A 24,127-nucleotide genomic window follows, 5' to 3' on the forward strand; every position below is an offset into this window, starting at 1 on the left:
CATGGCACAGCTCGCCATGGTGATGAACCTGGACAAGTGCATCGGCTGTCACACCTGCAGCGTCACCTGCAAGCAGGCGTGGACCAATCGCGGCGGCACCGAGTACGTCTGGTTCAACAACGTGGAAACCCGTCCAGGACAGGGTTATCCGCGCCAGTACCAGGATCAGGAGAAGTGGAAGGGCGGCTGGACGCTCACCAAGCGCGGCAAGCTCACCCTCAAGTCCGGTTCGCGAATGAAGCGGCTGCTCAACATCTTCGCCAACCCGGACCTGCCCACCGTGTCGGACTACTACGACCCGTGGAGCTACGACTACGACAACCTGCTGTCCTCCCCCGCCATCGACACCACGCCGGTGGCGCGGCCGAAATCGCTGATCACCGGCGAGGACACGAAGGTCACCTGGGGCGCGAACTGGGACGACGACCTCGGCTCCGGCCCCGAGCAGGTGGGCAAGGACCCGCTGCTGAACCGGCTCTCGGACAAGGTGAAACTGGAGTTCGAAGAGACCTTCATGTTCTACCTGCCGCGTATCTGCGAGCACTGCCTCAACCCGTCGTGCGCGGCGTCCTGCCCCTCCGGCGCGATCTACAAGCGCGCCGAGGACGGCATCGTGCTGGTGGATCAGGACAAGTGCCGCGGCTGGCGGCAGTGCATCACCGGGTGCCCCTACAAGAAGATCTACTTCAACCACAAGACGGGCAAGGCGGAGAAGTGCACCTTCTGCTACCCGCGCGTGGAGGTCGGCATCCCGACGGTGTGCTCGGAGACCTGCGTCGGACGGCTGCGCTACATCGGCGTCATGCTCTACGACGCGGACAAGGTGCTGGAGGCGGCCTCGGTCACCGACACCAAGGATCTGTACCCGTCGCAGCTCGGCGTCTTCCTGAATCCGCACGACCCGCGCGTCGTCGCGGAGGCCGAGCGCGCCGGGATCTCGCCGGAATGGATTCAAGCGGCCCAGGATTCGCCCGTCTACAAGCTGATCGTCGACTACCAGATCGCGCTGCCGCTGCACCCGGAATACCGCACCATGCCGATGGTCTGGTACGTGCCGCCGCTCTCGCCGGTGGTGGACGTGCTCACCGAGACCGGGCACGACGGGGAGAACCACTCGAACCTGTTCGGCGCCATCGACGCGCTGCGCATTCCGGTGGAGTACCTGGCCGAGCTGTTCACCGCGGGTGAGGTCGGTCCGGTACGCGCGTCGCTGCAACGGCTCGCGGCGATGCGGTCGTTCATGCGGTCGGTGAACCTCGGCGAGGAGCCGGACCCCTCGATCGCGCCATCGGTGCGGTTGGAGCCCGAGGAGATCGAGTCGCTGTACCGGCTGCTCGCCATCGCGAAGTACGAGCACCGCTACGTGATCCCGCAGGGCGCGACTTCGCAGGCGCACGAACTGGATTCGCTGGCCACCGGATGCAGCCTCGACACCGACGGCGGGCCTGGCATGACGGCGTTCGACCAGATGGTGGAGAAATTCCATCTGACCGACAGCAATGGCGCTGCGCCGGAGGAGAAGTCGAACCGGATCAATCTGCTCAACTGGGATGGGAAGAGCACCAAGGGATTGGTGCCGTCCGGCAACGGCGCTGGTTCCAACGGCTCTGCATCGAACGGCTCGGCGGCCGACGGCGCCGGGCACAACGGCGCGAAAGCGAACGGCAGCAACGGCGCTGCCGCGGGAGGGGCCGCGAACGGCAGCAACGGCGCTGCCGGGACCGGTTCGTCCGACGTGTCTGCGGCGTCCAGCGGGGCGGCCCGATGAGTCTGCTGAAGCTGCGCCGACGGCCCGAGCCCGCCGTGCGGATGGCCGAGCGGGACCGCCGCCTGGTGTGGCGGCTCGCCGCGCTGCTGCTGGACTACCCGAGCCGGGACACGCTCGCCATGGTGGACCAGTTGTCCAGTGCGGCAGACGAATTACCCGACGAGGTGCGGCCGGGGCTGGCCGGGATGCTGACCCACCTGCGCACGACCTCGCCGATCGACCTGGCCGCCGACTACGTCGCGACCTTCGACATGCGGCGGCGCGCCAGCCTGCACCTGACCTTCTACGCCTACGGCGACACCCGCAAGCGAGGGATGGCGCTGCTGCGTTTCAAGCACGCCTACCGGCACGCCGGGGTGGAGCTGGGCGATCAGGAGCTGCCCGACCACCTGCCCGTGCTGCTCGAGTTCGCCGCGACGGTGGACCCGATCGGCGGTGAGCGCCTGCTCGGGGAACACCTTCCGGTGATCGAGCTGCTGCGGCTTTCGTTGTCCGACAGCGGTTCTCCGTACGCCGGGGCGCTGGGCGCGGTGGTGGCTACGCTGCCGCCGCTCACCACGGCCGATCGCCGGCGCATCGCCGAGCTCGCGGCCGAGGGCCCGCCGGAGGAAGAGGTCGGCCTCGAGCCCTTCTCCATGGACCCCACGATGTTCGCTCAATCGGAAGGCCGTCGATGAACGCCGTCCCGCACCTGCCCGTCGAATTGTGGCTGATCCTGCCGTACGTCGCGTTCACCTCGTTCGTGCTCGGCCACATCTGGCGCTACCGCAACGACCAGTTCGGCTGGACCACCCGGTCCTCGCAGATCTACGAGAGCAAGCTGCTGCGGCTGGGCAGCCCGCTGTTCCACTTCGGCATGCTCGGGGTGTTCTTCGGGCACGTGCTCGGCGTGCTGATCCCGGAGTCATGGACCGCGGCAGTCGGCATCGACGAGCACACCTATCACCTGATCGCCGTCGGCGCCGGTTCGGTCGCGGGGCTTTCCGTGCTGGCGGGTGTCGGCATTCTGCTGTACCGCCGGTTCACGGTCACTGCGGTGCGCAAAGCGACCACCGCCAACGACAAGCTGATGTACGCCCTGCTCACCGCCGCGCTGGTCACCGGCCTGACCAACACCTGGGGCGCCAACCTGCTGTTCGGCACCTACAACTACCGCGAAACCGTCTCCCCCTGGTTCCGCAGCTTGTTCACCCTGAACCCGCAACCGGAACTGATGGTCGACACCCCGTGGCCGTTCCAGCTGCACGGGCTGGTCGTGCTGACCTTGGTCGCCCTGTGGCCCTACACCCGGCTGGTCCACATGTTCAGCGCCCCCATCGGCTACCTCACCCGCCCCTACATCGTCTACCGCCACAAGCAGACCAACGCCGCCGACACCCGCCGCTACGCGCGCGCCTGGGACTCCCCGGTCACCCCGGAACGCTGGCGCTGAACTCCGATTCCCCTCGCCCCCACCGCGATCCGGTGGGGGCGAATTCTTTTGCAATTGAACTAGCCACCACTCCGCCTAGTTCACTAGCAGAAATTTTGCCTAGACTGCTAGCATGAAATCATGATTGCGGAGCAGCCGACCAGGAAGGTCCTGAAGGCCCTCAAAGCTGCGGGCTGGTCGAAACTCCGCGACGGAGCCGGCAGCCACACGATCTACGGATGCCGCACCGGCAAGCACGACGTGAGCGTCCCGGACGGACACACCACCATCTCGCCGGGTGTGGCCAGGTCGATCAGCAAGGCCGTAGCGTCCTGCGACTGCCCGGAGGAGGAAGAGCAGCAGTGAGCAAGGCAATCACCTACAACGTTCACGCGAGCCGTGTGGGGCGGTGGTGGGAGATCACCATTCCCGATGTCTACGGAGAAGATCCCTGCGGCCAGGCGCGCCATCTGACCGATGTCGGATACGAAGCGCGCACCATCATCGCCGCGAAGCTCGATGTGCCGCTGTCGCGGGTGGAATCGCGATTGATCGTCGACGACTTCGGAGACGCGCACGATGTCAACGAGCGGGTAGAGCACATAGCGGAGCTCCGCTCGACCATCGAACGACTGACCGAGGAACTGAACGCGAAGCAGCGCTCGCTCGTCAAAGAGCTTCGGCGGGAAGACGTTCCCGACGTCGACGTTGCCACGTTGCTGAACGTGGCGCGTCAGCGAATCAGCCAACTGGCGAAATAGGCGTCCAGGGTCAGGAGCCGTGTGGGCCGCACCGGCACCGAATGAATTCGCCCCCACCGCGATCCGGTGGGGGCGAATTCTTCTGGTGGAGAGGTGCTTTGCGCTCAGGCGTTGTCGTAGGCGTCGCGGAGGACCTTCAGGTCCAGTTTGGACATGGTGCGCAGGGCGGTGCCGACGGCGGCGGTTTTGGCGGAGTCGGTGCCGGACATCAGGTCGAGGAGGGGTGTGGGGACGACCTGCCAGTGCATGCCGTAGCGGTCGACGAGCCAGCCGCACTCGCCGGGAGCGCCGCCTTCGACGAGCGCGTCCCAGAGGCGGTCGACCTCGTCTTGGGTGTCGACGGTGACCTGGATGGAGGCGGCGTCGGTCTGCGGGTGGCCGGGGCCGCCGTTCATGAATGTGACCGACTGGCCGTCGAGTTCGAGGGCGACCACGAAGGCCGAGCCGTCGGGGTTACGGGTGACGTCGGTGACGCGGGAGCGGGGCACCAGCTCGACGTAGCGGGCGGCGGCCTGCTCGGCCTCGGACTCGAACCAGAAGAAAGTGGTGACGGCCATGATGGGCTCCTTTGGGTTGTTCGACCTTGCTGTCACCCTTCGGTCGGAGCCGATTCGACGGCTTCGACATACTTCGGCGGAAATCTCGAAAGTTTTTTCCGGCGGATCAGGCGCAGTCCGGAGCCGGTGCGTCCCGGAAGAGCGGATCGCCCGTCGGCGGAGCGTAGACGACGTCGAGTACCAGCGGCTCCGTACCGAGGTTCTGGCCGATGTGCACGTTCCACTCCCCCGCCGGTTCGTAGATGAAATCCCCGGCGCGATACACCGGCGCCACACAATCCGGTCCGGGATGAGTGAGCGTGCCGGACCGGACGAACCCGAACACCGGCCCGTCGTGAAAGTGCCACCCGGTGGACCCACCGGGCCCGATGGTGATCTCCCGAACCACCAGATCGGTCCCCGCCACGAACGGCACCACCCCCGCCGGAATCTGCGCCTGCCCAAGGGTGACCGCCGTGATATCCGACCCGGGCGTAGCCTCCGCCCGCCCCACCCCGGCCAGCAACCCGCCGAGCACCGCCCCAACCACGACCCCGCGCGCAATGGGCATCATCGCCGCAGCGTATCGACCGCGAACCGGCAGCGGAAGATTACGCGACGATCTCGCCCGGACTGTCCGTTTCGGGACGGTGGAAGCGCAGCTCGGGGCGGCGAGCGGTCAGCGCTTGGCGGGGAGGGAGCGGGCGTAGCCGACGCCGCGGTCGACCCATTCGCGCAGGGTGGTGTCGTTGGGAAGGGCGGCGGAGGTTACGCGGAGCCAGCCGTTCATTTCGCGCCCGCCCATGATCATTGGTGTCACGGCGTCGCCGTCGATCAAGGCGTCGCCCTCGGCGGGATCGATGCGGACGAGAAGTCCGCCCTGGCGGCTGGCCGCCACCGCCATGTTGCCGCCGATCAGGAAGGCGAGGCCGCCGAACATCTTCTTCTCGGTCACGTCGGGGCCGGGCTCGATCAGGTCGCGAATCCGCTCGGCCAGTTCCTCGTCGTATGCCATGTGTCTCAGTGTGGACCCGGGGACCGACAGGTTCGCGCGAGAACCGCCGGTGCGTGGCAAGCACCTTGCCCGGCGGCCAGCAGCGGCCCGAGTTCTGAATCGAGCCGCGCCACGAGCGGATTCGCTGCATCCTGCGGCGCGGGAAGGGGCAATGGATCCGACTCGGGCTCGGCCTCCACGCCGAACGGGATCAACGGTCCATCGACGTCGAGGAAGGGCAGGGGACGGTGCGGCATGTCCATCACCATCGCACGCCGGACGCAGGACTCGGCCGACGAACGATCAGGTCAGGGCCACCTCCCTCAGCGGCCCTGACCGAAGTCGCGCTCAGCGCACGTGGATGTTGGCCAGTTCAGGGACGGCCGCGCGGTAGCGGTCGGCGATGAGCCGGACCACCGCGGGGTGGACGCCGATGGGTTCGGCGACGCCGTCGGCGCCCGCGTCATGCAGGCGCTGCTGGAACAGGCCGTGCGCGAGCAGGTAGGACGCGATGAACACGCGCCGCGCGCCGGAGGAACGGAGTTCCGCGACCACCTCGGGGACGCGGGGCGCGCCGGTGGCGACGTAGCCGATGCGCACGGGCGCATCGAGGTGCTCGGCCAGCATCGCGGCCGCGCGCCGAACGTCTTGGCGCGCACGGGCATCCGAGGAGCCAGCCGCCGCGAAGACCACCGCGTCGCCGGGCCGCCGTCCCGCCGCACGCAGCCGCATCGCCATGATCCTGGCCAGCGCCGGGTCCGGACCCATGGCCGGGGTGACGGCCACCGCGGCGTGGCCGCTCTCGGCGACCTCGCGCGGCACGTCCTGGTAGACGTGGTAGCCGGACGCGAGGAAGGCCGGAACCACCACGGCGGGACCGGATTCCGTCACACCGAGGAGGTCGCGCAGCACCTCCGACGGCGACGGGCCGAGCACGTCGACGAAGGCGGTGCGGACAACGGGCGCGCCGGTGCCGGCGCCGCGCCCCGAAATCGCGGCGACCAGCTCCGGAACGGCCTGCGCCGCACCGAGTTCACGGGTGACCGCCTCGGCCAGCGCGGCGATCATCTCCACACCCCTGGTGCTCCGGGTGCCGTGCGCCACCAGCACCAGGGCAGGCGCGCTCACCAGCTCCCCATCGCTTGCGGGGCGTACTTGGGAGCACGGAAGGGCGCGCCGACTCCTGGCACCTGCGGCCGCGTCTGCGGCAGCTGGCGTGGATTGTTGTCGATGCACTCGGCCGGATCGAGAGCGAGCCGGTAACCGCGCTTGACCACGGTCTGGATCGCCTTCGGCGTGCCGAGCCCGGCACGCAGCCGGGCGATCGCCGTCTCCACGGCGTGTGTGTCGTCACCACCACCGGGCAGCGCCGCGAGCAAGTCCTCGCGGGAGACCACCCGGCCGGGCTGACGAGCCAGCGAACGCATCAGCGCCATCGGCGCCGGCGCCAGCTGACGCACCTGACCGTCGACGACGACGCAGGCGCCGCGCACGCTGATGTTGTGTCCCGCGGCGTGAATCCGGTTGGCGCGCCGAGGGAGTTCCTCCGCCACGTGCCTGGCCAGCGCACCGAGCCGTGCGCGTCCCGGCATCGAGGTCGGCACGCCGAGCTCTTCCAGCGGGGCCGCGGTGATCGGGCCGACGCACGCCGCGAGCACCCGGCCGCGCAGGGCGTGCAGTACGCCCTCCAGCAGCCCGGTTTCCTTGGCGCGCATCAACAGCGACGCGACAGCGGGCGCGCTGGTGAAGGTCACGCAGTCCATGCTCGCGGTGACGATGGCCTCGATCAGCTGGTCCATCGGCCCCTGATCGGAGGGCGGAGTCCAGCGGTACACCGGCACCGGAACGACATCCGCTCCGGCACAACGCAATACCTCGCAGAAGTCGGGAACCGGCTCCCACTCGGTGGTCGCGCCGTGCAGCTGAACCGCGATGCGAACGCCCTCCACGCCCTCGGCGAGCAGGTGATCGAGCACCTCGGCCGAGGATTCGGAAGCGGGCGACCATTCCTCGCGCAGTTCCGCGGCGCGGATGGCGCCCTTGGCTTTCGGGCCGCGGGCCAGCATGCGAGTGGCGGCCAGCGTGCTGCGCAGGTCTTCGGCCAGCCCCCAGCCTTCGGCCGCCTCCATCCAGCCGCGGAACCCGATGCCGGTGGTGGCCACGGTGATCTGCGGCGGCTCGGCGACCAGCGTCCTGGTGACCCGCTCCAGTTCGGTGTCGTCGGCCAGCGGAATGATCCGGATGGCGGGCGCCGACACGACGGTGGCTCCCCTTCTGACCAGCAGGGTGGCGAACTCCTCGGCCCGCCGCGCCGCCGTGATGCCCACCGTGAATCCGGCGAGACAGGCGCCCGCTTCAGTTGTCGTCATGGATGTTCACCCGTCCGAGGAATCGAGCGTCGCCGGCTCGTTGGAAACCGAAACGATGCCGTCGTCGACACGCACCGCGTACACCGGCAGCGCCGCCGATTCGTCGTCAAGGCATCGCCCGTCGAGCAACGAGAACGCCTGCTTCAGCAGCGGCGAGGCGACAACGGGCACGCCGCCGCGATCACCGACGATCCCGCGCGACATGACGGCCGCGCGACCGAAAGGATCGATATTGCCGACGGCGTACACACTGCCGTCGATCAGTCGGAACAGAGCGGCCTGCTGGCCACCCTTCAGCAACACCGCAACGCCGCGGCCAGGGATCAAATAGTCGAGTCGGCAAGCCTGCGTCCAACCGGTGGCCGTAGCTGGCGAGATGCTGGGTGTATCGATCACGGTCATCGGGTTCCTCCTCCGAACGCCATACTCATTGGTACCGGCGCCCTGTTTCCGCACGGTTAAGTCGTTATTTCCCGTGCGTGGCGGCCGGCATTTGTGGCACACCCAACAGCACCGGCACTTTGCGTTCGCCGCTGTCGTCGAACGAGATGGTCGGGTCGGCCTCTTCCGGCGCGTTGACGAAAGAGACGAAGCGCGACAGCTTCTCCTCGTCGTCGAGCACCGCGGCCCACTCGTCCTTGTAGCCGTCGACGTGCTTGGCCATCGCGGCCTCGAGCTCGTCGGCGATGCCGAGGCTGTCCTCGCAGACGACCGCCTTGAGGTAATCCAGGCCACCCTCGAGCGCCTCCTGCCACGGCGCGGTGCGCTGCAGCCGGTCGGCGGTGCGGATGTAGAACATCAGGTAGCGGTCGATGTACTTGATCAGCGTCTCGTCGTCGAGGTCACCGGCGAGCAGGACCGCGTGCTTCGGGGTCAGACCGCCGTTGCCGCCGACGTAGAGGTTCCAGCCGTGCTCGGTGGCGATCACGCCGACGTCCTTGCCGCGCGCCTCGGCGCATTCGCGCGCGCAGCCGGAGACGGCCAGCTTCAGCTTGTGCGGGGAACGCAGTCCGCGGTAACGCTTTTCGAGCAGCACGGCCATGCCGACCGAATCCTGCTGACCGTAGCGGCACCAGGTGGAGCCGACACAGCTCTTGACGGTGCGCAGCGACTTGCCGTACGCGTGGCCGGATTCCATGCCCGCGTCGACCAGGCGCTGCCAGATCTTCGGCAGCTGTTCGACGCGCGCGCCGAACAGGTCGATGCGCTGGCCGCCGGTGACCTTGACGTAGAGGCCGAACTCCTTGGCCACCTCGCCGATGGTGATCAGCTGCTCGGCGGTGACCTCGCCGCCCGGCATCCGCGGCACCACCGAGTAGGTGCCGTTCTTCTGCAGGTTGGCCAGGAAGTGGTCGTTGGTGTCCTGCAGTGCGGCCTGCTCGCCGTCGAGGATGTGGTCGCTGGAGGTGGAGGCCAGGATCGAGGCGACGGTCGGCTTGCAGATGTCGCAGCCGGTTCCCTTGCCGTACTTGGCGATCAGGCCGGAGAAGGTACGGATGCCGGTGACCTGGACGATCTGGAACAGCTCGGCGCGCGACTGGGAGAAGTGCTCGCACAGCGACTTGGAGACCTCGACGCCGGACTGCTCGAGCAGTTTCTTGAGCATCGGCACGCAGCCACCGCAGGAGGTGCCCGCGTTGGTGCAGCTCTTGATGGCGGGCACATCGCAAGCGCCCTCCGCGATCGCGCCGCAGATCGCGCCCTTGCTGACGTTGTTGCAGGAGCAGATCTGCGCGTCGTCGGGCAGCGCGTCCGCGCCGAGTTCCGCGCCCGCCGGGGAGATCAGCGAGGCGGGATCGGCGGGCAGCGGGCGGCCGACCAGCGGACGCAGCGCGGAGTACGCGGAGGCGTCGCCGACCAGGATGCCGCCCAGCAGGATCTGCGCGTCGTCGGAGACGACGAGCTTGGCGTAGGTGCCCTTGGCCGCGTCGTGCAGCACGACCGACAGCGCGCCCTCGGTGGTGCCGTGCGCGTCACCGAAGCTGGCCACGTCGACGCCGAGCAGCTTCAGCTTGGTGGACATATCGGCGCCGGGGAATTCGCCCGCGCCGCCGAGCAGCCGGTCGGCCACCACCTCGGCGGTGCTGTAGCCGGGGGCGACCAGGCCGTAGCAGACGCCCTCGACCGCGGCGCACTCGCCGATGGCCCAGATGTTCGGGTCCGAGGTCTGCAGGCCCAGGTCGGTGATGATGCCGCCGCGCGGACCGACCTCGAGGCCCGCGTCGCGGGCGATCTGGTCGCGCGGACGGATGCCCGCGGAGAACACCACGAGCGAGGCGTCGATGGTCGACTCGTCGGAGAGGGTCAGCTTCAGCTTGCCCGCACCCGCTTCCTCGATCGACTGGGTGCCGACGCCGGTGTGCACGTTCAGGCCGAGGTCGCTGACCAGGCGCTCCAGGATGGCGCCGCCGCCCGCGTCGACCTGGGCGGGCATCAGCCGGTCGTTGAATTCGATGACGTGCGGGGTCATGCCGAGCAGGCGCAGCGCGTTGGCCGCTTCCAGGCCGAGGAGACCGCCGCCGATCACCACGCCGACCGCACCGGGACCCGCCGCCTCGGCGGTGGCCCGGATGCCGTCCAAGTCCTCGATCGTCCGGTAGACGAAGCAGCCGTCCAGGTCGTGGCCCGGCACCGGCGGCACGAACGCGTAGGAACCGGTGGCCAGCACCAGCGCGTCGTAGGCGATGGTGTCGCCCGCCGAGGTGACGACCTTGCGCGCCGCGCGGTCGATGCTCTCGGCGCGCTGGCCGAGGCGCAGCTCCACCACCGCGTCGCCCGCGTACTCGTTGCCGGGCAGCGCGAGAGCGCTGGCGTCCCAGCTGCCGACGTACGAGGACAGGCCGACCCGGTCGTAGGCGGGCAGTTGCTCCTCGCTGAGGATGACGATCTGCCACTGGTCGGCCTCGTCACGCGAGCGCAGTGCCTCGACGAAACGGTGCCCGACCATGCCGTGGCCGACGACCACCGCGGTCTTGCGCTGGGCGGGATCGACTGTGGGGTTCATGGTGACCTCCCTGGGAATGGTTCGGGCGTCAGGCGCGAGCCGACGAGTTGGACTTGGTTGCGGCAGCTTCGGCTTCGAGGACCAGCGCCTCGGCCTCCTGCACGACACCGGCGTCGGCGGCCATGGAGGGACGGCGGAGGAAGACCAGCCAGGTCACCGCGGCGCAGGCCACGTAGAAGGCCACGAACACCCAGAAGGCGGCGGTAGCCGAGTTGGTCGAGGCGTAGGAGGTGCGCAGCACCAGGTTGATGCCGACGCCGCCGAGCGCGCCGATCGCGCCGACGAAGCCGATGAGCGCGCCGGAGGTGTTCTGCGACCAGGCGGCCTGCTCGGCCGGACCGGCGTCCAGGCTCTTGGACTTGGCGTCGAAGACCGACGGGATGATCTTGGTGACCGCGCCGTTGCCGATGCCGGAGAGCACGAACAGGGCGATGAAGCCGATGACCAGCGCGGTCATCACGCCGCCGGTGGCGACGCCGTTGTTGCCGTCGGCGGCCGTGCTGGCCACGCCGACCAGCAGCGCGGCGGCCATCATGGAACCGAAGACGTACATGCTGACCTTGCTGCCGCCGATCCGGTCGGCCCACTTGCCGCCGTACGGGCGGGCCAGCGAGCCGAGCAGCGGGCCGATGAACGCGATCTGCGCGGCGTGCAGCGCGGCCTGCGCGGCGGTGTCGCCACCGGCCTTGAAGCTGATCTGCAGGATCTGGCCGAAGGCGAAGCTGTAGCCGATGAACGATCCGAAGGTGCCGATGTAGAGGAAGGCGATGGCCCAGGACTGCGGCACCTTCAGCGCCGTGATCATGTAGGAGAGATCGGCCTTCTGGTTCTTCAGGTTGTCCATGTAGAGCGCGGCGCCGATACCGGCCAGCGCGACGAGCACCAGGTAGATCGCGCAGATCAGCGAGGCGTAGCCGTTGCCGAGCGTCGCGATGACCAGCAGACCGAGCAGCTGGATGACCGGGACGCCGATGTTGCCGCCGCCCGCGTTCAGGCCGAGGGCCCAGCCCTTGAGCCGCTGCGGGTAGAAGGCGTTGATGTTGGTCATCGAGGAGGCGAAGTTGCCGCCGCCGAAGCCCGCGAACGCCGCCACGATCATGAACGTGGTGTAGGACGTGCCGGGCTGGTTGATGAAGTACAGCGTCAGCAGCGTTGGGATCAGCAGCATGAACGCGCTGAAGATCGTCCAATTGCGTCCGCCGAACCGGGCGGTGGCCACGGTGTAGGGGATTCGCAGGAACGCGCCGACCAGTGTCGGCATCGCGACGAGGAAGAACTTGCCCGCGGCGTCGATGCCGAACTTGTCGGTGGGCATGAACAGCACCATCACCGACCAGATCGACCACACCGAGAAACCGACATGCTCGGCGAAGACCGACCAGATCAGGTTGCGCTTGGCGATGTCCTTGCCGCCCGCCTCCCAGGCCGCGACGTCCTCGGCATCCCAGTCCTCGATGTTGTGGTTACGCGTCAGCGTGCTCAACAGGGGCCTCCCAAAATCCGGTTGGCCCCAACGGTAGGTAACAGGTATTGCCGAAATGCTGCGGTAAATGACCGCTGAATCAACGGTTGCTCACGATTACCCCGATATCGGGGTGAGTTTCAACCGAATGTTTCACCCGTGTGACACAAGGGTTTCCGCGGGTGACAAACAGCCGATCTCGCGCAAAGCGGCCGGTGAGGTGTGACGCGCACAGCATGCGCCGCACCGCCCCGGCCCGCAACTCGAAACAGTGCCCTTCGCGGAGATCAGGCCCAGCTGTCCTCGAGCACGCGCGGTTTGCACGCCTGCCACGCGCCCGCGAGCAAGATCAGCACCGCGACGCTCAGCGTCGCGAACGGCGCGAGCCAGCCGCCCGTCGCCGAGTGCAGCATGCCGAACAGCAACGGTCCCGCACACGCCACGGCGTAACCGACGCCCTGGGTGAAGCCGGACAGCGCCGCCGAACCGCGCGGCGTCCTGGTGCGCAGATTGATGAGAGTGAGCGCCATCGGGAAGGTGCTCGGGCCGAGGCCGAGGATCACCACCCAGAGCACCGGCGCGCTCATCGGCGCGATCAACAGACCCGCGAACGCGACGAAGAACAGGGACGCGCAAACCACGACCACGGGGAACGGGTTGCGAAAACGCGCGACCAGGGTCGGCGCCGAGAGCGCGGCCACCAACCCGACGAGGGCGAACAGACCGACCATGGTGCCGCCGAACGCGGCGCTCGCGCCCGCTTCGCTGAGTATCTTGGGCAGCCACGCGAAGATCGCGTAGGTGGTCAGCGAGGTCATGCCGAACATGCCCGCCATCCCCCACGCCACCGGCGACCGCCAGACCTGCCCCGCGGGCTCGGTGTGTTCCGCGTCCACACCGGTGGTGTCGGCCAGGTCGCGACCGCGCCGAGCGCGCAGCACCGCGAGCCACGGCACCGCGGCGGCGAAACCGAGCAGCGCCCACAGGCCGATCGAGATCCGCCAGCCGTGCGACTCCGCCACCGGCACGGCGATCAAGGCGGGCACCACGGTGCCCAGCTGCACCATGGTGATGTAGAGCGAGCTGATGACCGCGAGCCGGTCCGGGAAGTACCGCTTGACCAGCGGCGGGATCACCACGTTTCCGATGCCCATGCCGCCGAGCGCGAGCGCGGAGAAGATCAGCAGTTCGGCGGTGCCGTGCACCGAAGCACGGATCAGCATGCCTGCGCCGGCCATCAGCATCGCGGTCAGCGCGGTGCGTTCCAGGCCGAGACGGCGCACCAGCAGCGGCGTCAGCAGGCCCGAGAGGGCGAACATCGCGGTCGGAATCATGCCGAAGACGCCGACGACGGCGGCCGAGTAACCGATGTCGGCGCCGATCCGCTCGGCCAGGGGGCTGAACGCCGTGACGGCGACGCGCAGGACCAGTGCGGACATCACGATCGCGGTGAGAACGAGCAGCCTGCCCTCGACGAGCCCGTGCTGACGCCGCTCGGGGGCGGCGGATTCGTGGCGGGTCGCGGTGTCCGCAAGGGTCGCTGTCACCGAGAAATCATAGGATGACCCGATGATCAGCGGCAACAATTTGTGACGGGCGGTACTCTGTTCCGGTGCAACCCGTCCGGCGCACCAGCCTCATCGCCCAGGTAACCGAACAGCTGCGTGCCGAAATCCGTTCCGGCCGTTGGGCTATCGGCTCCCGCATCCCGACCGAACCGGAGCTCACCGAGCTCACCGGCACGGGACGAAATACCGTGCGCGAGGCCGTCCAGGCACTGGTGCACGCGGGCATGCTGGAACGACGCCAGGGCTCGGGCACCTACGTGATCGCCGCCTCGGAAGTCGGTGGCACGCTGGGCAAATACTTCGCCGATGCCGAGGAGCGCGACGTCCTCGAGTTGCGCCTCGCCCTGGACACCACGGCCGCCGCACTGGCCGCACGTCGCCGCGACGACGCCGACATCGCGAACCTGCGCCGTTTGCTAGAGGAACGCAGCCACCACTGGGACGAGGACACCCGTACCGCCGTCGCGGCCGATGTGGCGCTGCACCGCGCGATCGTGGTCGCCAGCCACAACGCGGTGTACCTCGAGTTCTACGACTCACTGCTGCCCACCATCGAACAGGTGATCCGCTCGCGGACTTCGAAATCCGACGACTCCTACGACGCGGAGCACAATGAATTGGTGCAAGCCGTCGTCGACGGCGACGCCGATCGCGCGGCGCAGGCCGCGCGGTGCTTTCTCGGATCGCTCATCGCGGAATACCCGGACGCCCGATAATTCCAGCCGGTTCTATAGCGGGCGACCAGGTAACCAACCGGTCACCGAGGGCGTTTCCGCCGTGTGAGTCGGATTTGCCCGGAACGTCACGGAACGCCATTGGCGCGCAACAACCGGCTTCTACCTTTGTCTCGACCGTACAAGGCAACTCGACGGCCCCTCTGTCGAATAGAGGGGCGTCCCGAGACGAACAACGTCGCAACGGCGCGACGATTGCCGCGATGAGGGTCGGTCGAGACAGATCGGAAGGAAGCCGATGACTGCCACAGTTGCTGCCACCGGCCAGCAGTCGGAATCGTTCAGCCACCAGAAGCGTGGCCGCTGGCTCGAGCACTGGGAACCGGACAATGCGAAATTCTGGGAGTCGGGCGGAAAACTGACCGCGCGGAAAAACCTGGCCTTCTCGGTATTCGCCGAGAATCTCGGCTTCAGCGTGTGGGTCATCTGGGGCACCGTGGTGACCAGCATGGGCGCGGCGGGCTTCGACTTCCTCGCCGGGCTCGGCAAGGGCAACCCCACCGCGGTCAGCAACGCGCTGCTGCTCACCTCCACCCCGACGCTCGTCGGTGCGGCACTGCGCATTCCGTACACCTTCGCCATTCCGAAATTCGGCGGCCGCGCCTTCACCGCGTTCAGCGCGGCCATGCTGCTCGTCCCGACACTCGGCCTGGCCTACTTCGTGAACCAGCCCGGCACGCCGATGTGGGTGTTCATGCTGCTCGCGGCGCTGGCCGGCTTCGGCGGCGGCAACTTCTCCTCGTCGATGGCCAACATCTCGTTCTTCTTCCCGGAAGGGAAAAAGGGTGCGGCCCTCGGAATCAACGCCGCGGGCGGCAATCTCGGCGTCGCGCAGACCCAGCTGGTGCTGCCGCTGCTGATCACCCTCGGCACCCATCTCACGGCCAAGGATCCGGCGGGCTACCGCTTCGGCATCACGCTCTCGGTGCTGGTCTGGGTGCCGTTCATCCTGATCGCCACCTTCGGCGCGCTGCGCTACATGGACAGCATCAGCACCGCCAAGTCCGACGGCAAGTCCTACAAGCTGGCGCTCACCAACCGCCACACCTGGGTGATGTCGTTCCTCTACATCGGCACCTTCGGCTCGTTCATCGGGTTCTCCTTCGCCTTCCCCACCCTCATCAAGGCGAACTTCCCCGACCTGGCCAAGATCGGCTGGATCACCACGCTCGGCAACCTCGCCTTCCTCGGCGCGCTGGTCGGCTCGTTCAGCCGTCCGTTCGGCGGATGGATCTCCGACAAGGTCGGCGGCGCCAGGATGACCCTGCTCGTCTTCGGCGGCATGTCCGTCGCGGTCGCCGGGATCATGGCAGCGCTGGAGCTGAAGAGCTTCCCGCTCTACCTGACGGCCTTCCTCGCGCTGTTCATCCTCACCGGCATCGGCAACGGCTCCACCTACCGGATGATCCCGTCCATCTTCAACGCGGAAGCCAAGAAGTACGCCTCCGAGCACGGCATGGACATCGCCGAAGCCGCGGCGTCGGCGAAGCGACAGGCGGGCGCGGCGATCGGCGTCATCGGCGCGATCGGCGCCTCCGGCGGCTACCTGCTGCAGCAGGCGCTTCGCCTGTCCAACATCAACTTCGGCAGCATGGCGCCCGCCTTCTGGACCTACGCGGCGGCCTTCATCGTGATGGCGGCCGTCACCTGGTTCTTCTACCTGCGCTCCTCCTTCGCCATCGGCCGCATCCCCTCGCTGGCCTACGCGAAGGTGTAAACCGCACCCGCCGTCCGGTATTCGAACCCGAACCCCGAATACCGGCCCGGGCCGGGCAGCCCGAAACCCTTTCCGGGCCTGCCCGGCCCCCGAATGCCGCTGGGAAAAAGGGCCTCCCAGCGGCATTCGGCGTTGCCGCGCCGCCCACACCGTTGGCCCGGTCCGCGCGAAATCGTGAAAGTTTCAGCGTCTACGGCGAATGCCTACTGCGCAAGATGTCACTCGACGGCAACGGCGTCCGGCCAATCGTTTTCTGTCGATCGGCTTTTCGGGCGCTGACGCATTGCGGCGGAACCCTCCTGTCAGAGCATCAGCCGGACCATGTCCGCGGTGCGGGCAAGGCCGGGGAAGGCTTCAGGTGTGGAGCGGGGATGGAGGGCGTGCACGGCCAAGCGGAATATGACTGCGCGAAGCAGCATTTGGGGCCATTCGGGAAGGTCGGACCAGCGGTCGACCAGGCCGTTGTCGGCGCCACCCCAGGAGAGGGCGTCGATGACGATGACGCCCGCGGCCCATGCGGCGGGGCGCCAGTACGGAGTGATGTCGGTGAGGCCGGGGGTGAAGGCGCCCGCGAAAAGAACGGTGCCGAACAGGTCGCCGTGAACCAACTGGGCCGGGGTATGGACCGGCTTGCGCAGAGTGGCCAGCTGGCCGATGAGTTCCATGCTTCGCCTGCCGTCGGGCGAGGTGGCGGGCATCGCGCCGCCCGCGCGCAGGCTGCGCAGCGGCACCGCCTCCCAGGCGGCGCGGTCGGCGGCCACGAAGACGTCGACGTCGACCCACGGCGCGACCGGTGGTTGCACCAGGAAGCGAGGCCGCTCGAGTTGGGTGGTCGCCTGGTGCAGGCGCAGCGAGATCGAGACGACCTCGTCGTGGCGCGGCTCGGGACTGCCTTCCAGGTAGGTGTCGGCGCGCCAGCCGGAGACCACGTAGCGCCCGTCTGTGGCGCGCACCGGACGGGCGATGCGCAACCCGTCGACCTTCAGCGTCTCGCGGATCTTGGCCGACCACGCCGCCCTGGCATGATCGGCGACCGGGGTCAGCACCACCTCACCGCAGCGCCAACCACCGTCCCAGTCTCCTAGCGGGACCGGCGTCACCTCGCGCAAACCGAACGTGGCGCGCACGTGCTCGGGAGGTTCCACAGAAGTCACGGCCGTACGGTACCGCCGGTGAAGGGCCGGATTCAGACGCCGCGCCGGTCAGGGCGCGCACCTGGTTACCGCACGGATACGGGTCTTGTACGGCGTTTATCCGTCGTATCGCTCCCCTGCGCGTCCGCCAAGCGAACTCGACAGCTCACCGGAAGAGATGCGAAGTCAGCCCGATGCCCGCATCCGGGTCGATCCCGGAGCAGAGGTGCGCCCGACCAAACATCCCCAACCCATACATTCCGCCGGTTGGCGCGCAGCCCGGATGACCAATGCCGAGGCCCGCCGGACCGCGCAAGCGAAACGAAGACCCAGCTGTGCGAAGCCCCACCGCACCTCGCACAGCTGGAACGAAGCCGCTCAGTAAACCGGCAGACTAGTGTCGACCTGGTTGGCCCAGGCGACGATTCCACCCTGCACATGGGTGGCGTCGGAGAAGCCCGCGTTCTTCAGCACCGCGAGCGCCGCGGCGGAACGGACGCCGGTCTTGCAGTGCAGCACGATCGGACGGTTCTGCGGCAGCTCGGACAGCGCCTCGCCGGAGAGGATGCGGTCCTTCGGGATGAGCCGCGCGCCCTCGATGTGCACGATGTCCCATTCGACCGGCTCTCGCACGTCGATGAGCTCGATCTCCTTGCCCGCGTCGATCAGTTCCTTCAGCTCGCGCGCGGTGATGGTCGACCCGGCCGCGGCGGCCTGGCCCTCCTCGGACACCACACCGCAGAACGCTTCGTAGTCGATCAGTTCGGTGATCGGCTGGCGCTCCGGGTCGCGGCGCAGCTTGATGGTCCGGTAGCTCATGTCCAGTGCGTCGTAGACCATGAGCCGGCCGAGCAGCGGGTCGCCGATGCCGGTGATCAGCTTGATCGCCTCGGTCACCATGATCGAGCCGATGGACGCGCACAGCACGCCGAGCACGCCGCCCTCGGCGCAGGACGGGACCATGCCGGGCGGCGGCGCCTCGGGGTAGAGGTCGCGGTAGTTCAGGCCGCGGCCGTCGGGGGCGTCCTCCCAGAAGACCGAGACCTGGCCTTCGAAGCGGTAGATGGAACCCCACACGTACGGCTTGCCAGCCAGCACCGCGGCGTCGTTCACCAGGTAGCGGGTGGCGAAGTTGTCGGTGCCGTCGAGGATCAGGTCGTAGTCGCGGAACAGCTCGACCGCGTTCTCCGGCTCCAGGCGGAGCTTGTGCAGTCGCACCTCGATGCCGGAGTTGATCTCCAGGATGGAATCGCGCGCGCTGTCGGCCTTCGGACGGCCGATATCGGATTCACCGTGAATGATCTGGCGCTGCAAGTTCGAGGAGTCGACCTCGTCGAACTCCACGATGCCGAGGGTGCCCACCCCCGCGGCGGCCAGGTACAGCAGGGCCGGCGAGCCGAGCCCGCCCGCGCCGATCACGAGCACCTTGGCGTTCTTCAGACGTTTCTGCCCGTCCACACCCACGTCGGGAATGATCAGGTGACGGCTGTAGCGGGCGATCTCGTCCTTGCTCAGCTCCGCGGCCGGCTCGACCAGCGGCGGCAGGGACTTCGGTGATGACACGTCCAGGACTCCTCGAATCGAATTGACCGATCGCGATATGCAACGCCGACGATCGAACCGTTCTTCCCACTATCGTCGCGCACCGCTCCGGCGATCAGCCGCGCGGGTACGGCCACGGGTTGAACCGACAGCTCTTGCCGTCCATCGGGACGAGGCCGTCGGGGTCGAGCGCGGCGATGTCGTTGTTCTTGGTGCCGAAGGTCTGCTGCATCATGATCGGCGCGAGACCGCCGTCGGTCTCGCACGGCTGATGCTGGTGGTAGCCGATGGCGTGGCCGACCTCGTGGTTGATCTGATACTGCCGGTAGGAGCCGATGTCGCCTTCGAAGGCGAGCGCGCCGCGCACCCAGCGCACTTCGGAGAGCACCACCCGGTCGAGGTCGGCGTTGAAGCACGAGGAGTCGATCGGGATGTCGAAACCGCAGGATTTCCTGGTGGTCTGGCGCGAGGTGAGCGAGATCCGGAAATCCGGCTTGCCCTGATCGACGCGGCGGAAGGCGAACTTCTTGTCGTGCGCCCAGCTCTTGGGGTTGGCCAGGGTGCTGTCGATCATCTTGGCCACCGACTCGTCGCCGCCGAAGCCGGAGGTGTCGACGCCGTCCTCGATCTCGACGGTGTAGCTGAAGTGGTATTCCGCGCCCGTGCCGAACTCGGCGGTCGCGCCGGGGACCACTCGCCAGGTGCCCGCGCCGTTCTCGGTGAACGGGCCGCCCTCCGGCAGCGCTCCGGTGGGCAGATCGGCGGGGAACTGTCCGTCGCCGGGCGGTGCGCCGATGATGCCCGCGGTCGCGGCGCGCGGACTGAGCCGTCCGAAGCTGGGGGCCACGTTCGAACCACCGCCGGTTCCGCCGCCGCGGACCGCGTCGACAATCACCAGCACGGTGACCACGAACAGCACGGGAAGGGCGTACGCGCGCCAGCCGTAGGTGGAGACGAAACGACCGAGCGCGCTCTGCTTCTTGGTGTTGCGCTCGGGTCGTGGTCCGCGGGCGCGATTCGGATCGGGTGCCGTGGGGTCCCAGCGTGCCCGCAGGGGCTGGTGGGAGCGGTTGACGGCGCCGGGGTAGAGGCCGAGAGGGTCGTAGATCTCGACGCCGTTGGCGTCACGTGGCGGCAGGGGTGTCGGCGCGGTTTCCGCCTCGTCGCCGTCGGGTTTCCGCGGCCACGGATCGATGCGGCTCCCGCGCTCGGGTCTGGATCGGCCGGGCCGACCTGCGATCCCGGACCGCGGTACAGCGCCCGATCGGGCAGCCGCACCCGAACGCGTTTCGGGACCGGACCTTGCCACGGGTCCAGAGACTACGGAATCGGGCGACCCGGAGCCAGTGGGGTCGAGCGCATCGCGCCCGCCGCCGGACACGATGGACGGGCCGGAATCACGCGCCCGATCCCCGTTTGCACGCAGGGTCACATAAGACAGGTTCTCACAGAGCAGGCGACGGCCGGTCGAGCGCGTCCTGAGCGGGGGTTCCGCGCGATACGCGGCCGCTCGGCTCCGCGCACGCCAGACCAGGACCGGCGTCCGGCTGTGCGTCACGTCTCATTGGCCGGACGAGATCGACGGCCCCGATCGGCATGTGAGCTACAACCGGGTATCGTTCTTTGGATACCCGGTGCACAACCCCTTTTGCCGGGGAATCGACTGGGAGAGCCGAAATGACAGACCTCGTGGACCGGATGACGTCCCGCAGAATGTCGTCCGAGGCCATGGTGCCGGCCAAACGCGGTACGCGGTTGCCGCGTGACGAACGGCGGCAGCAGCTACTCCACGCCGCGAGCGAGGTGTTCGTGCTCCGCGGCTACCACGCGGCGGGCATGGACGAGATCTCGCAGGTCGCCGGTGTGAGCAAACCGGTGCTCTACCAGCACTTCACCAGCAAGCTGGAGCTGTACATCGCGGTCCTGCAGAACTATGTCGACATGCTGGTGTCGAGCGTGCGGCAGGCGCTGCGCTCCACCACCGACAACCGCCAGCGCGTGCGCGCCGCCGTGCAGGCCTACTTCGATTTCGTCGACAACGAGATGCAGGGCTTCCGGCTGGTCTTCGAATCCGACCTGACCAGCGAGCCGCAGGTGCAGCGCCGGGTCGAGCAGGCCACCGAGGCGTGCGTGGACGCCGTCTTCGATCTGGTCGCGCACGACTCGGGCTTGGATCCCTACCGTGCGCGCATCCTGGCCGTCGGCCTGGTCGGCACGAGCCAGTTCACCGCGCGCTACTGGCTGGAGGCGGACCGCCCGATCCCCAAGGACGAGGCCGTCGACACCACCGTCGCGCTGGCCTGGGGTGGTCTGTCGCACGTCCCGCTGCATCCGATCGAGAACTCGGGCAACTCCCGCTTCTGATCGCCCGCGCGGTCGACACACAGCGAACGCGAACGAGCCCTCGGATTCTCCGGTCGATGACCGGGAATCCGAGGGCTCGTCCTCTTCGATGTCGTCAGACGGCGGCGAAACCGACCCGGCCGCTGGTCGCGGTGCCGATCTCGACGTAGGCGACCTTCGAGGCCTGGATCAGGAACTTGCGGCCCTTGTCGTCGGTGAGCGCCACCACGCCGCTCGCGCCGCTCAGCGCGTCGGACACCTTCGCCTCGACCTCTTCCGGGGTCTGCGCGCTGTTGATCACGAGTTCGCGCGGGCTATCCGAAATACCGATCTTGACCTCCACGGCCAACCTCCGAACCTAGAGTCCTGTGCGGCGGTCGGACGTCGCGTCCGCCCGAGCGCTCTTGCTGTCCGGTCCAAGGCTAGTGCAGGGCAACGGCCGCACGGCACCGCACTGCCTACGCTGATCGCGAAACCCGGTCGGCCCGACGGTCGGTCACTTGGGTTCGATCAGCTGGATCTCCAGCTCGATCTTCACGGCGTCGCTGAGCATGCCTGGCATAGGGCCGCCGACGCCGAAGTCGGTGCGCTTGATGGTTCCGGTGGCGGAGAATCCGGCGTGCCGGTCGCCGGTCGGGCCGAAGTCCCGCACGCCGCCCCATTCCACCTCGAGGGTGACGGGCTTGGTGACCGGACCGAGGGTGGCCTCGCCCTCGACGGTGAACGTTTCGGCGACCTGCACCGGCCGTGGCGAGCGGAAGGTCAGCGTCGGCCGGTTGGCCACGTCGAGAAAGTCGGCGGTGCGGATGTGAGCATCGCGGTCGGGGTTGCCGGTGTCGAACGAGTCGAGGTAGATGGTGGCGCCGAGCGTCGCGGCGCCCGCGTCGTCGACCACGAATTCGGTCTCGAAGCGGGTGAATCCGCCGCGCACCTTGGAGATGCCGAGATGGCGGATCGTGAACGCGACCGAGGAGTGGGCGGCGTCCAGTGCCCAGGATCCTGGCTTCAGCTGCTGGGTGTCGGCGCTGGGTGCGGAAGTGTTCGTCATGCCATCGACCTTGTCCGGACCGCGGTCCGGTAGCCAGACCGCGGTTATCCTGGACCTGCCAGGGCGAGGCTGAATATCCGCGGAACGGGCACGATGGTGACATGGCACGCAACGGTTTCGCCGAATTCCTCGTCGCCCGTCGCGGCGAGCTCCGGCCCGCCGACGTCGGAATGCCCGAGGGCGGCAGGCGTCGTACGCCGGGACTGCGCCGCGAAGAGGTCGCGGTGCGGGCAGGGGTGAGCGCCGACTACCTGGCCCGGCTGGAGCAAGGTCGCGACACCAACCCTTCGGTGGCCGTGGTCGACGCGCTCGCCGACGCGCTGTTGCTCGAGGGCGCGCAGCGGCATCACTTCGGCTTGCTCGCGCTCGCCTCCGGCAACGAATCCCGTTGTCCCGGTAGCGAATCACCCACCGAACAGCTCGGCGAGACGATCCGCGCGGTACTCGACGCGCTGCAGCCGACGCCGGCGTTCGTCATCGGCAGGCGGCTGAACGTGCTCGGCTGGAACCACGCCTGGGCCGATTTCGCGACCCCGCTCGGCCTGATCGGCGAGCACGGCGAGGCAAACCCGGCCTGGTACACGTTCACCGATCCGCGGGCGCGGCGGACGCTGCGGAACTGGCCCGCCGCCGCGGACACGATGGCGACCGCGCTGCTGTGGGCGAAGCTGCGCTGGCCCGGCGACGAGGAGTTGCTCGGGATGATCGACGCGCTCCAGCGCGAGCCGCAGTTCCTGGAGCGGTGGAAGCCGCACCGGGTCGGCGGCGAGCCGGTGTCGAGCGTGCTGGAGTTCGATCACCCGGTCTACGGCGAGGTCGACGTGCCGTTCGAGACCATGACGACCGACCGCGACCAGAGCGTCGTCGTCTGGCTGCTCGACCAGGCCGCGACCCGCTCGCAGGGACTGCGCCTGGTGCACAACCGGGCCGCGAACGAATAGGGCGATCTCACGGCCGTGCGCGGGTCGAAGCCCGCGCCTGTTCGGGCCGAGGCTCAGATCCCGAGAACGGCCATCCGCTTGGCGTGGCTGTCCTGCATGCGCTCGAACAGCGCGGCGATGCCGTTGAGATCGCCGGTGGCGGTGAGCACCAGATCGGTGAGTTCGTCGCGCTGCGCCATGACGTACTGGGCCTGGGTGATCGCCTCGCCGAGCAGTCGCCTGCCCCAGAGCGTGAGCCGGTCGCGCTGGGAGCGACTGGCCGACACCGCCCGCCGCACCTCCTCGACCACGAACTCCGAGTGGCTGGTCTCGGCGAGCACGTCGCGGACGACGGTGGCCACGTCGGGCGACAGCGCGCCTGCGATCTCGCTGTAGAAGTCGGCGGCGATGCCGTCACCAACGTAGAACTTCACCATCGACTCGAGCCAGGTCGAGGGGTCGGTGGACGCGTGGTAGGCGTCGAGCGCGCGCACGAACGGCGCCATGGCGTCGAAGACATCGATTCCCCGATCGGCGAGCGCCGCCTCGAGGGTCTTGAAGTGGTCCATCTCCGCGGAGGCCATCTTGGCGACGGCGACCTTCCCGCGCAGGGTCGGCGACAGCTTGGCCTCCTCGGCCAGCCGGTAGAACGCGGAGATCTCACCGTAGGCGAGCACGGCGAACAGCTCGGCCACGCCGGGATGGTCTGCGGCGATGGGCGAAGTTGGATCGAACGAAACGCCAAGCGCTGCAGATGACTGTGCTCCCATGCCGCCTAGCTTAATAGGCTCGGCGGAGCAAAGGCGGCCGACAGCCC

At 68.3% G+C, this 24,127-nt stretch carries 24 protein-coding genes; 9 read left to right on the top strand and 15 right to left on the bottom strand.

Annotated elements, in window-relative coordinates; all coding sequences use genetic code 11:
• The first annotated feature begins 1 nt into the window (after position 1).
• The 5 genes from narH to NX1_RS20420 all read left to right on the top strand — a co-directional run bounded on the left by narH (position 2) and on the right by NX1_RS20420 (position 3,940).
• Positions 2-1,768, top strand: coding sequence for a nitrate reductase subunit beta (gene narH / locus NX1_RS20400; RefSeq protein ID WP_373864894.1), 1,767 nt, complete (start codon positions 2-4; stop codon positions 1,766-1,768).
• Positions 1,765-2,445, top strand: a complete 681-nt coding sequence (gene narJ, locus NX1_RS20405; protein ID WP_068061819.1) for a nitrate reductase molybdenum cofactor assembly chaperone — start codon at positions 1,765-1,767, stop codon at positions 2,443-2,445. The genes narH and narJ overlap by 4 nt, the downstream gene beginning before the upstream one ends.
• Complete coding sequence (gene narI, locus NX1_RS20410; RefSeq protein ID WP_068061821.1) at positions 2,442-3,200, top strand: respiratory nitrate reductase subunit gamma; 759 nt, start codon at positions 2,442-2,444, stop codon at positions 3,198-3,200. The genes narJ and narI overlap by 4 nt, the downstream gene beginning before the upstream one ends.
• A 120-nt stretch (positions 3,201-3,320) precedes the next feature.
• Positions 3,321-3,545 carry a type II toxin-antitoxin system HicA family toxin gene (locus NX1_RS20415; RefSeq protein ID WP_068061823.1) on the top strand — a complete coding sequence of 75 codons (225 nt, stop codon included), beginning with the start codon at positions 3,321-3,323 and terminating at the stop codon, positions 3,543-3,545.
• Entirely contained in the window at positions 3,542-3,940 is a 399-nt protein-coding gene (locus NX1_RS20420; RefSeq protein ID WP_084501602.1) for a hypothetical protein, read from the top strand. Before NX1_RS20415 ends, NX1_RS20420 begins: the two co-directional genes overlap by 4 nt.
• A gap of 104 nt (positions 3,941-4,044) precedes the next feature.
• On the opposite strand, the gene NX1_RS20425 is transcribed toward NX1_RS20420, so the two are convergent.
• From NX1_RS20425 to NX1_RS20470, 9 genes are all read right to left on the bottom strand, one after another.
• Positions 4,045-4,497 (bottom strand): VOC family protein, encoded by a 453-nt coding sequence (locus NX1_RS20425; protein ID WP_068061825.1) that lies wholly within the window; start codon positions 4,495-4,497, stop codon positions 4,045-4,047.
• Positions 4,498-4,603: 106 nt separating this feature from the next.
• Positions 4,604-5,050 (bottom strand): cupin domain-containing protein, encoded by a 447-nt coding sequence (locus tag NX1_RS20430; RefSeq protein ID WP_068061828.1) that lies wholly within the window; start codon positions 5,048-5,050, stop codon positions 4,604-4,606.
• Positions 5,051-5,155: 105 nt separating this feature from the next.
• On the bottom strand, positions 5,156-5,491 hold the full coding sequence (locus NX1_RS20435; RefSeq protein ID WP_068061830.1) for a TfoX/Sxy family protein: 336 nt from the start codon (positions 5,489-5,491) through the stop codon (positions 5,156-5,158).
• Positions 5,492-5,818: 327 nt separating this feature from the next.
• Complete coding sequence (locus NX1_RS20445; RefSeq protein WP_068061835.1) at positions 5,819-6,598, bottom strand: sirohydrochlorin chelatase; 780 nt, start codon at positions 6,596-6,598, stop codon at positions 5,819-5,821.
• Positions 6,595-7,839 (bottom strand): uroporphyrinogen-III synthase, encoded by a 1,245-nt coding sequence (locus NX1_RS20450; protein WP_068061839.1) that lies wholly within the window; start codon positions 7,837-7,839, stop codon positions 6,595-6,597. Before NX1_RS20450 ends, NX1_RS20445 begins: the two co-directional genes overlap by 4 nt.
• A 6-nt stretch (positions 7,840-7,845) precedes the next feature.
• Positions 7,846-8,241: a nitrite reductase small subunit NirD gene (gene nirD, locus NX1_RS20455; RefSeq protein WP_068061844.1), complete on the bottom strand. Its 396-nt coding sequence runs from the start codon at positions 8,239-8,241 to the stop codon at positions 7,846-7,848.
• Between the two features lie 64 nt (positions 8,242-8,305).
• Entirely contained in the window at positions 8,306-10,843 is a 2,538-nt protein-coding gene (gene nirB, locus NX1_RS20460) for a nitrite reductase large subunit NirB (RefSeq protein ID WP_068061846.1), read from the bottom strand.
• A gap of 28 nt (positions 10,844-10,871) precedes the next feature.
• Positions 10,872-12,329, bottom strand: a complete 1,458-nt coding sequence (locus NX1_RS20465) for a nitrate/nitrite transporter (protein WP_068061848.1) — start codon at positions 12,327-12,329, stop codon at positions 10,872-10,874.
• 263 nt (positions 12,330-12,592) lie between these two features.
• Complete coding sequence (locus NX1_RS20470; protein ID WP_373864893.1) at positions 12,593-13,852, bottom strand: CynX/NimT family MFS transporter; 1,260 nt, start codon at positions 13,850-13,852, stop codon at positions 12,593-12,595.
• Positions 13,853-13,917: 65 nt separating this feature from the next.
• Here NX1_RS20470 and NX1_RS20475 point away from each other — a divergent pair, with 65 nt between their 5' ends.
• Entirely contained in the window at positions 13,918-14,589 is a 672-nt protein-coding gene (locus NX1_RS20475) for a FadR/GntR family transcriptional regulator (protein WP_068061851.1), read from the top strand.
• A 256-nt stretch (positions 14,590-14,845) separates the two neighbouring features.
• Complete coding sequence (locus NX1_RS20480; RefSeq protein WP_068061854.1) at positions 14,846-16,324, top strand: MFS transporter; 1,479 nt, start codon at positions 14,846-14,848, stop codon at positions 16,322-16,324.
• A 302-nt stretch (positions 16,325-16,626) separates the two neighbouring features.
• Here NX1_RS20480 and NX1_RS20485 read toward each other — a convergent pair whose 3' ends face one another.
• The 3 genes from NX1_RS20485 to NX1_RS20495 all read right to left on the bottom strand — a co-directional run bounded on the left by NX1_RS20485 (position 16,627) and on the right by NX1_RS20495 (position 20,107).
• Positions 16,627-17,478, bottom strand: a complete 852-nt coding sequence (locus tag NX1_RS20485; RefSeq protein ID WP_068061858.1) for a TIGR02569 family protein — start codon at positions 17,476-17,478, stop codon at positions 16,627-16,629.
• A gap of 357 nt (positions 17,479-17,835) precedes the next feature.
• Positions 17,836-19,020 carry an adenylyltransferase/sulfurtransferase MoeZ gene (gene moeZ, locus NX1_RS20490; RefSeq protein ID WP_068061861.1) on the bottom strand — a complete coding sequence of 395 codons (1,185 nt, stop codon included), beginning with the start codon at positions 19,018-19,020 and terminating at the stop codon, positions 17,836-17,838.
• Positions 19,021-19,114: 94 nt separating this feature from the next.
• Entirely contained in the window at positions 19,115-20,107 is a 993-nt protein-coding gene (locus NX1_RS20495) for a DUF3152 domain-containing protein (RefSeq protein WP_245668604.1), read from the bottom strand.
• Positions 20,108-20,676: 569 nt separating this feature from the next.
• Here NX1_RS20495 and fasR point away from each other — a divergent pair.
• On the top strand, positions 20,677-21,363 hold the full coding sequence (fasR, locus tag NX1_RS20500; protein ID WP_068061863.1) for an HTH-type transcriptional activator FasR: 687 nt from the start codon (positions 20,677-20,679) through the stop codon (positions 21,361-21,363).
• A 94-nt stretch (positions 21,364-21,457) separates the two neighbouring features.
• Here fasR and NX1_RS20505 read toward each other — a convergent pair whose 3' ends face one another.
• Together NX1_RS20505 and NX1_RS20510 are read right to left on the bottom strand one after the other, a co-directional pair.
• A complete protein-coding gene (locus NX1_RS20505; protein ID WP_068061983.1) occupies positions 21,458-21,685 on the bottom strand; it encodes a DUF3107 domain-containing protein in 228 nt (75 codons plus the stop codon).
• A 153-nt stretch (positions 21,686-21,838) separates the two neighbouring features.
• Positions 21,839-22,390: a YceI family protein gene (locus NX1_RS20510; RefSeq protein WP_068061865.1), complete on the bottom strand. Its 552-nt coding sequence runs from the start codon at positions 22,388-22,390 to the stop codon at positions 21,839-21,841.
• 101 nt (positions 22,391-22,491) lie between these two features.
• Between NX1_RS20510 and NX1_RS20515 the strand changes: the two genes are divergently transcribed.
• Complete coding sequence (locus tag NX1_RS20515; RefSeq protein ID WP_068061869.1) at positions 22,492-23,331, top strand: helix-turn-helix transcriptional regulator; 840 nt, start codon at positions 22,492-22,494, stop codon at positions 23,329-23,331.
• A gap of 53 nt (positions 23,332-23,384) precedes the next feature.
• Here the strand turns inward: NX1_RS20515 and NX1_RS20520 are convergent, their stop codons facing one another.
• Positions 23,385-24,080 (bottom strand): ferritin-like fold-containing protein, encoded by a 696-nt coding sequence (locus NX1_RS20520; RefSeq protein ID WP_068061872.1) that lies wholly within the window; start codon positions 24,078-24,080, stop codon positions 23,385-23,387.
• Between the last annotated feature and the right edge of the window lie 47 nt (positions 24,081-24,127).

The sequence above is a fragment of the Nocardia xishanensis NBRC 101358 genome (assembly GCF_001613365.1).
GTDB classification, from domain to species: domain Bacteria; phylum Actinomycetota; class Actinomycetes; order Mycobacteriales; family Mycobacteriaceae; genus Nocardia; species Nocardia xishanensis.

Bases quoted from the DNA above. Each gene is read 5' to 3' on its own strand.
- NX1_RS20415 (WP_068061823.1), top strand. From the start codon at position 3,321: ATGATTGCGGAGCAGCCGACCAGGAAGGTCCTGAAGGCCCTCAAAGCT.
- NX1_RS20435 (WP_068061830.1), bottom strand. From the start codon at position 5,491: ATGGCATACGACGAGGAACTGGCCGAGCGGATTCGCGACCTGATCGAG.
- narJ (WP_068061819.1), top strand. From the start codon at position 1,765: ATGAGTCTGCTGAAGCTGCGCCGACGGCCCGAGCCCGCCGTGCGGATG.
- nirB (WP_068061846.1), bottom strand. From the start codon at position 10,843: ATGAACCCCACAGTCGATCCCGCCCAGCGCAAGACCGCGGTGGTCGTC.
- NX1_RS20520 (WP_068061872.1), bottom strand. From the start codon at position 24,080: ATGGGAGCACAGTCATCTGCAGCGCTTGGCGTTTCGTTCGATCCAACT.
- NX1_RS20450 (WP_068061839.1), bottom strand. From the start codon at position 7,839: ATGACGACAACTGAAGCGGGCGCCTGTCTCGCCGGATTCACGGTGGGC.
- NX1_RS20510 (WP_068061865.1), bottom strand. From the start codon at position 22,390: ATGACGAACACTTCCGCACCCAGCGCCGACACCCAGCAGCTGAAGCCA.
- NX1_RS20515 (WP_068061869.1), top strand. From the start codon at position 22,492: ATGGCACGCAACGGTTTCGCCGAATTCCTCGTCGCCCGTCGCGGCGAG.
- fasR (WP_068061863.1), top strand. From the start codon at position 20,677: ATGACAGACCTCGTGGACCGGATGACGTCCCGCAGAATGTCGTCCGAG.
- narH (WP_373864894.1), top strand. From the start codon at position 2: ATGGCACAGCTCGCCATGGTGATGAACCTGGACAAGTGCATCGGCTGT.
- NX1_RS20425 (WP_068061825.1), bottom strand. From the start codon at position 4,497: ATGGCCGTCACCACTTTCTTCTGGTTCGAGTCCGAGGCCGAGCAGGCC.
- nirD (WP_068061844.1), bottom strand. From the start codon at position 8,241: ATGACCGTGATCGATACACCCAGCATCTCGCCAGCTACGGCCACCGGT.
- NX1_RS20480 (WP_068061854.1), top strand. From the start codon at position 14,846: ATGACTGCCACAGTTGCTGCCACCGGCCAGCAGTCGGAATCGTTCAGC.
- narI (WP_068061821.1), top strand. From the start codon at position 2,442: ATGAACGCCGTCCCGCACCTGCCCGTCGAATTGTGGCTGATCCTGCCG.
- NX1_RS20430 (WP_068061828.1), bottom strand. From the start codon at position 5,050: ATGATGCCCATTGCGCGCGGGGTCGTGGTTGGGGCGGTGCTCGGCGGG.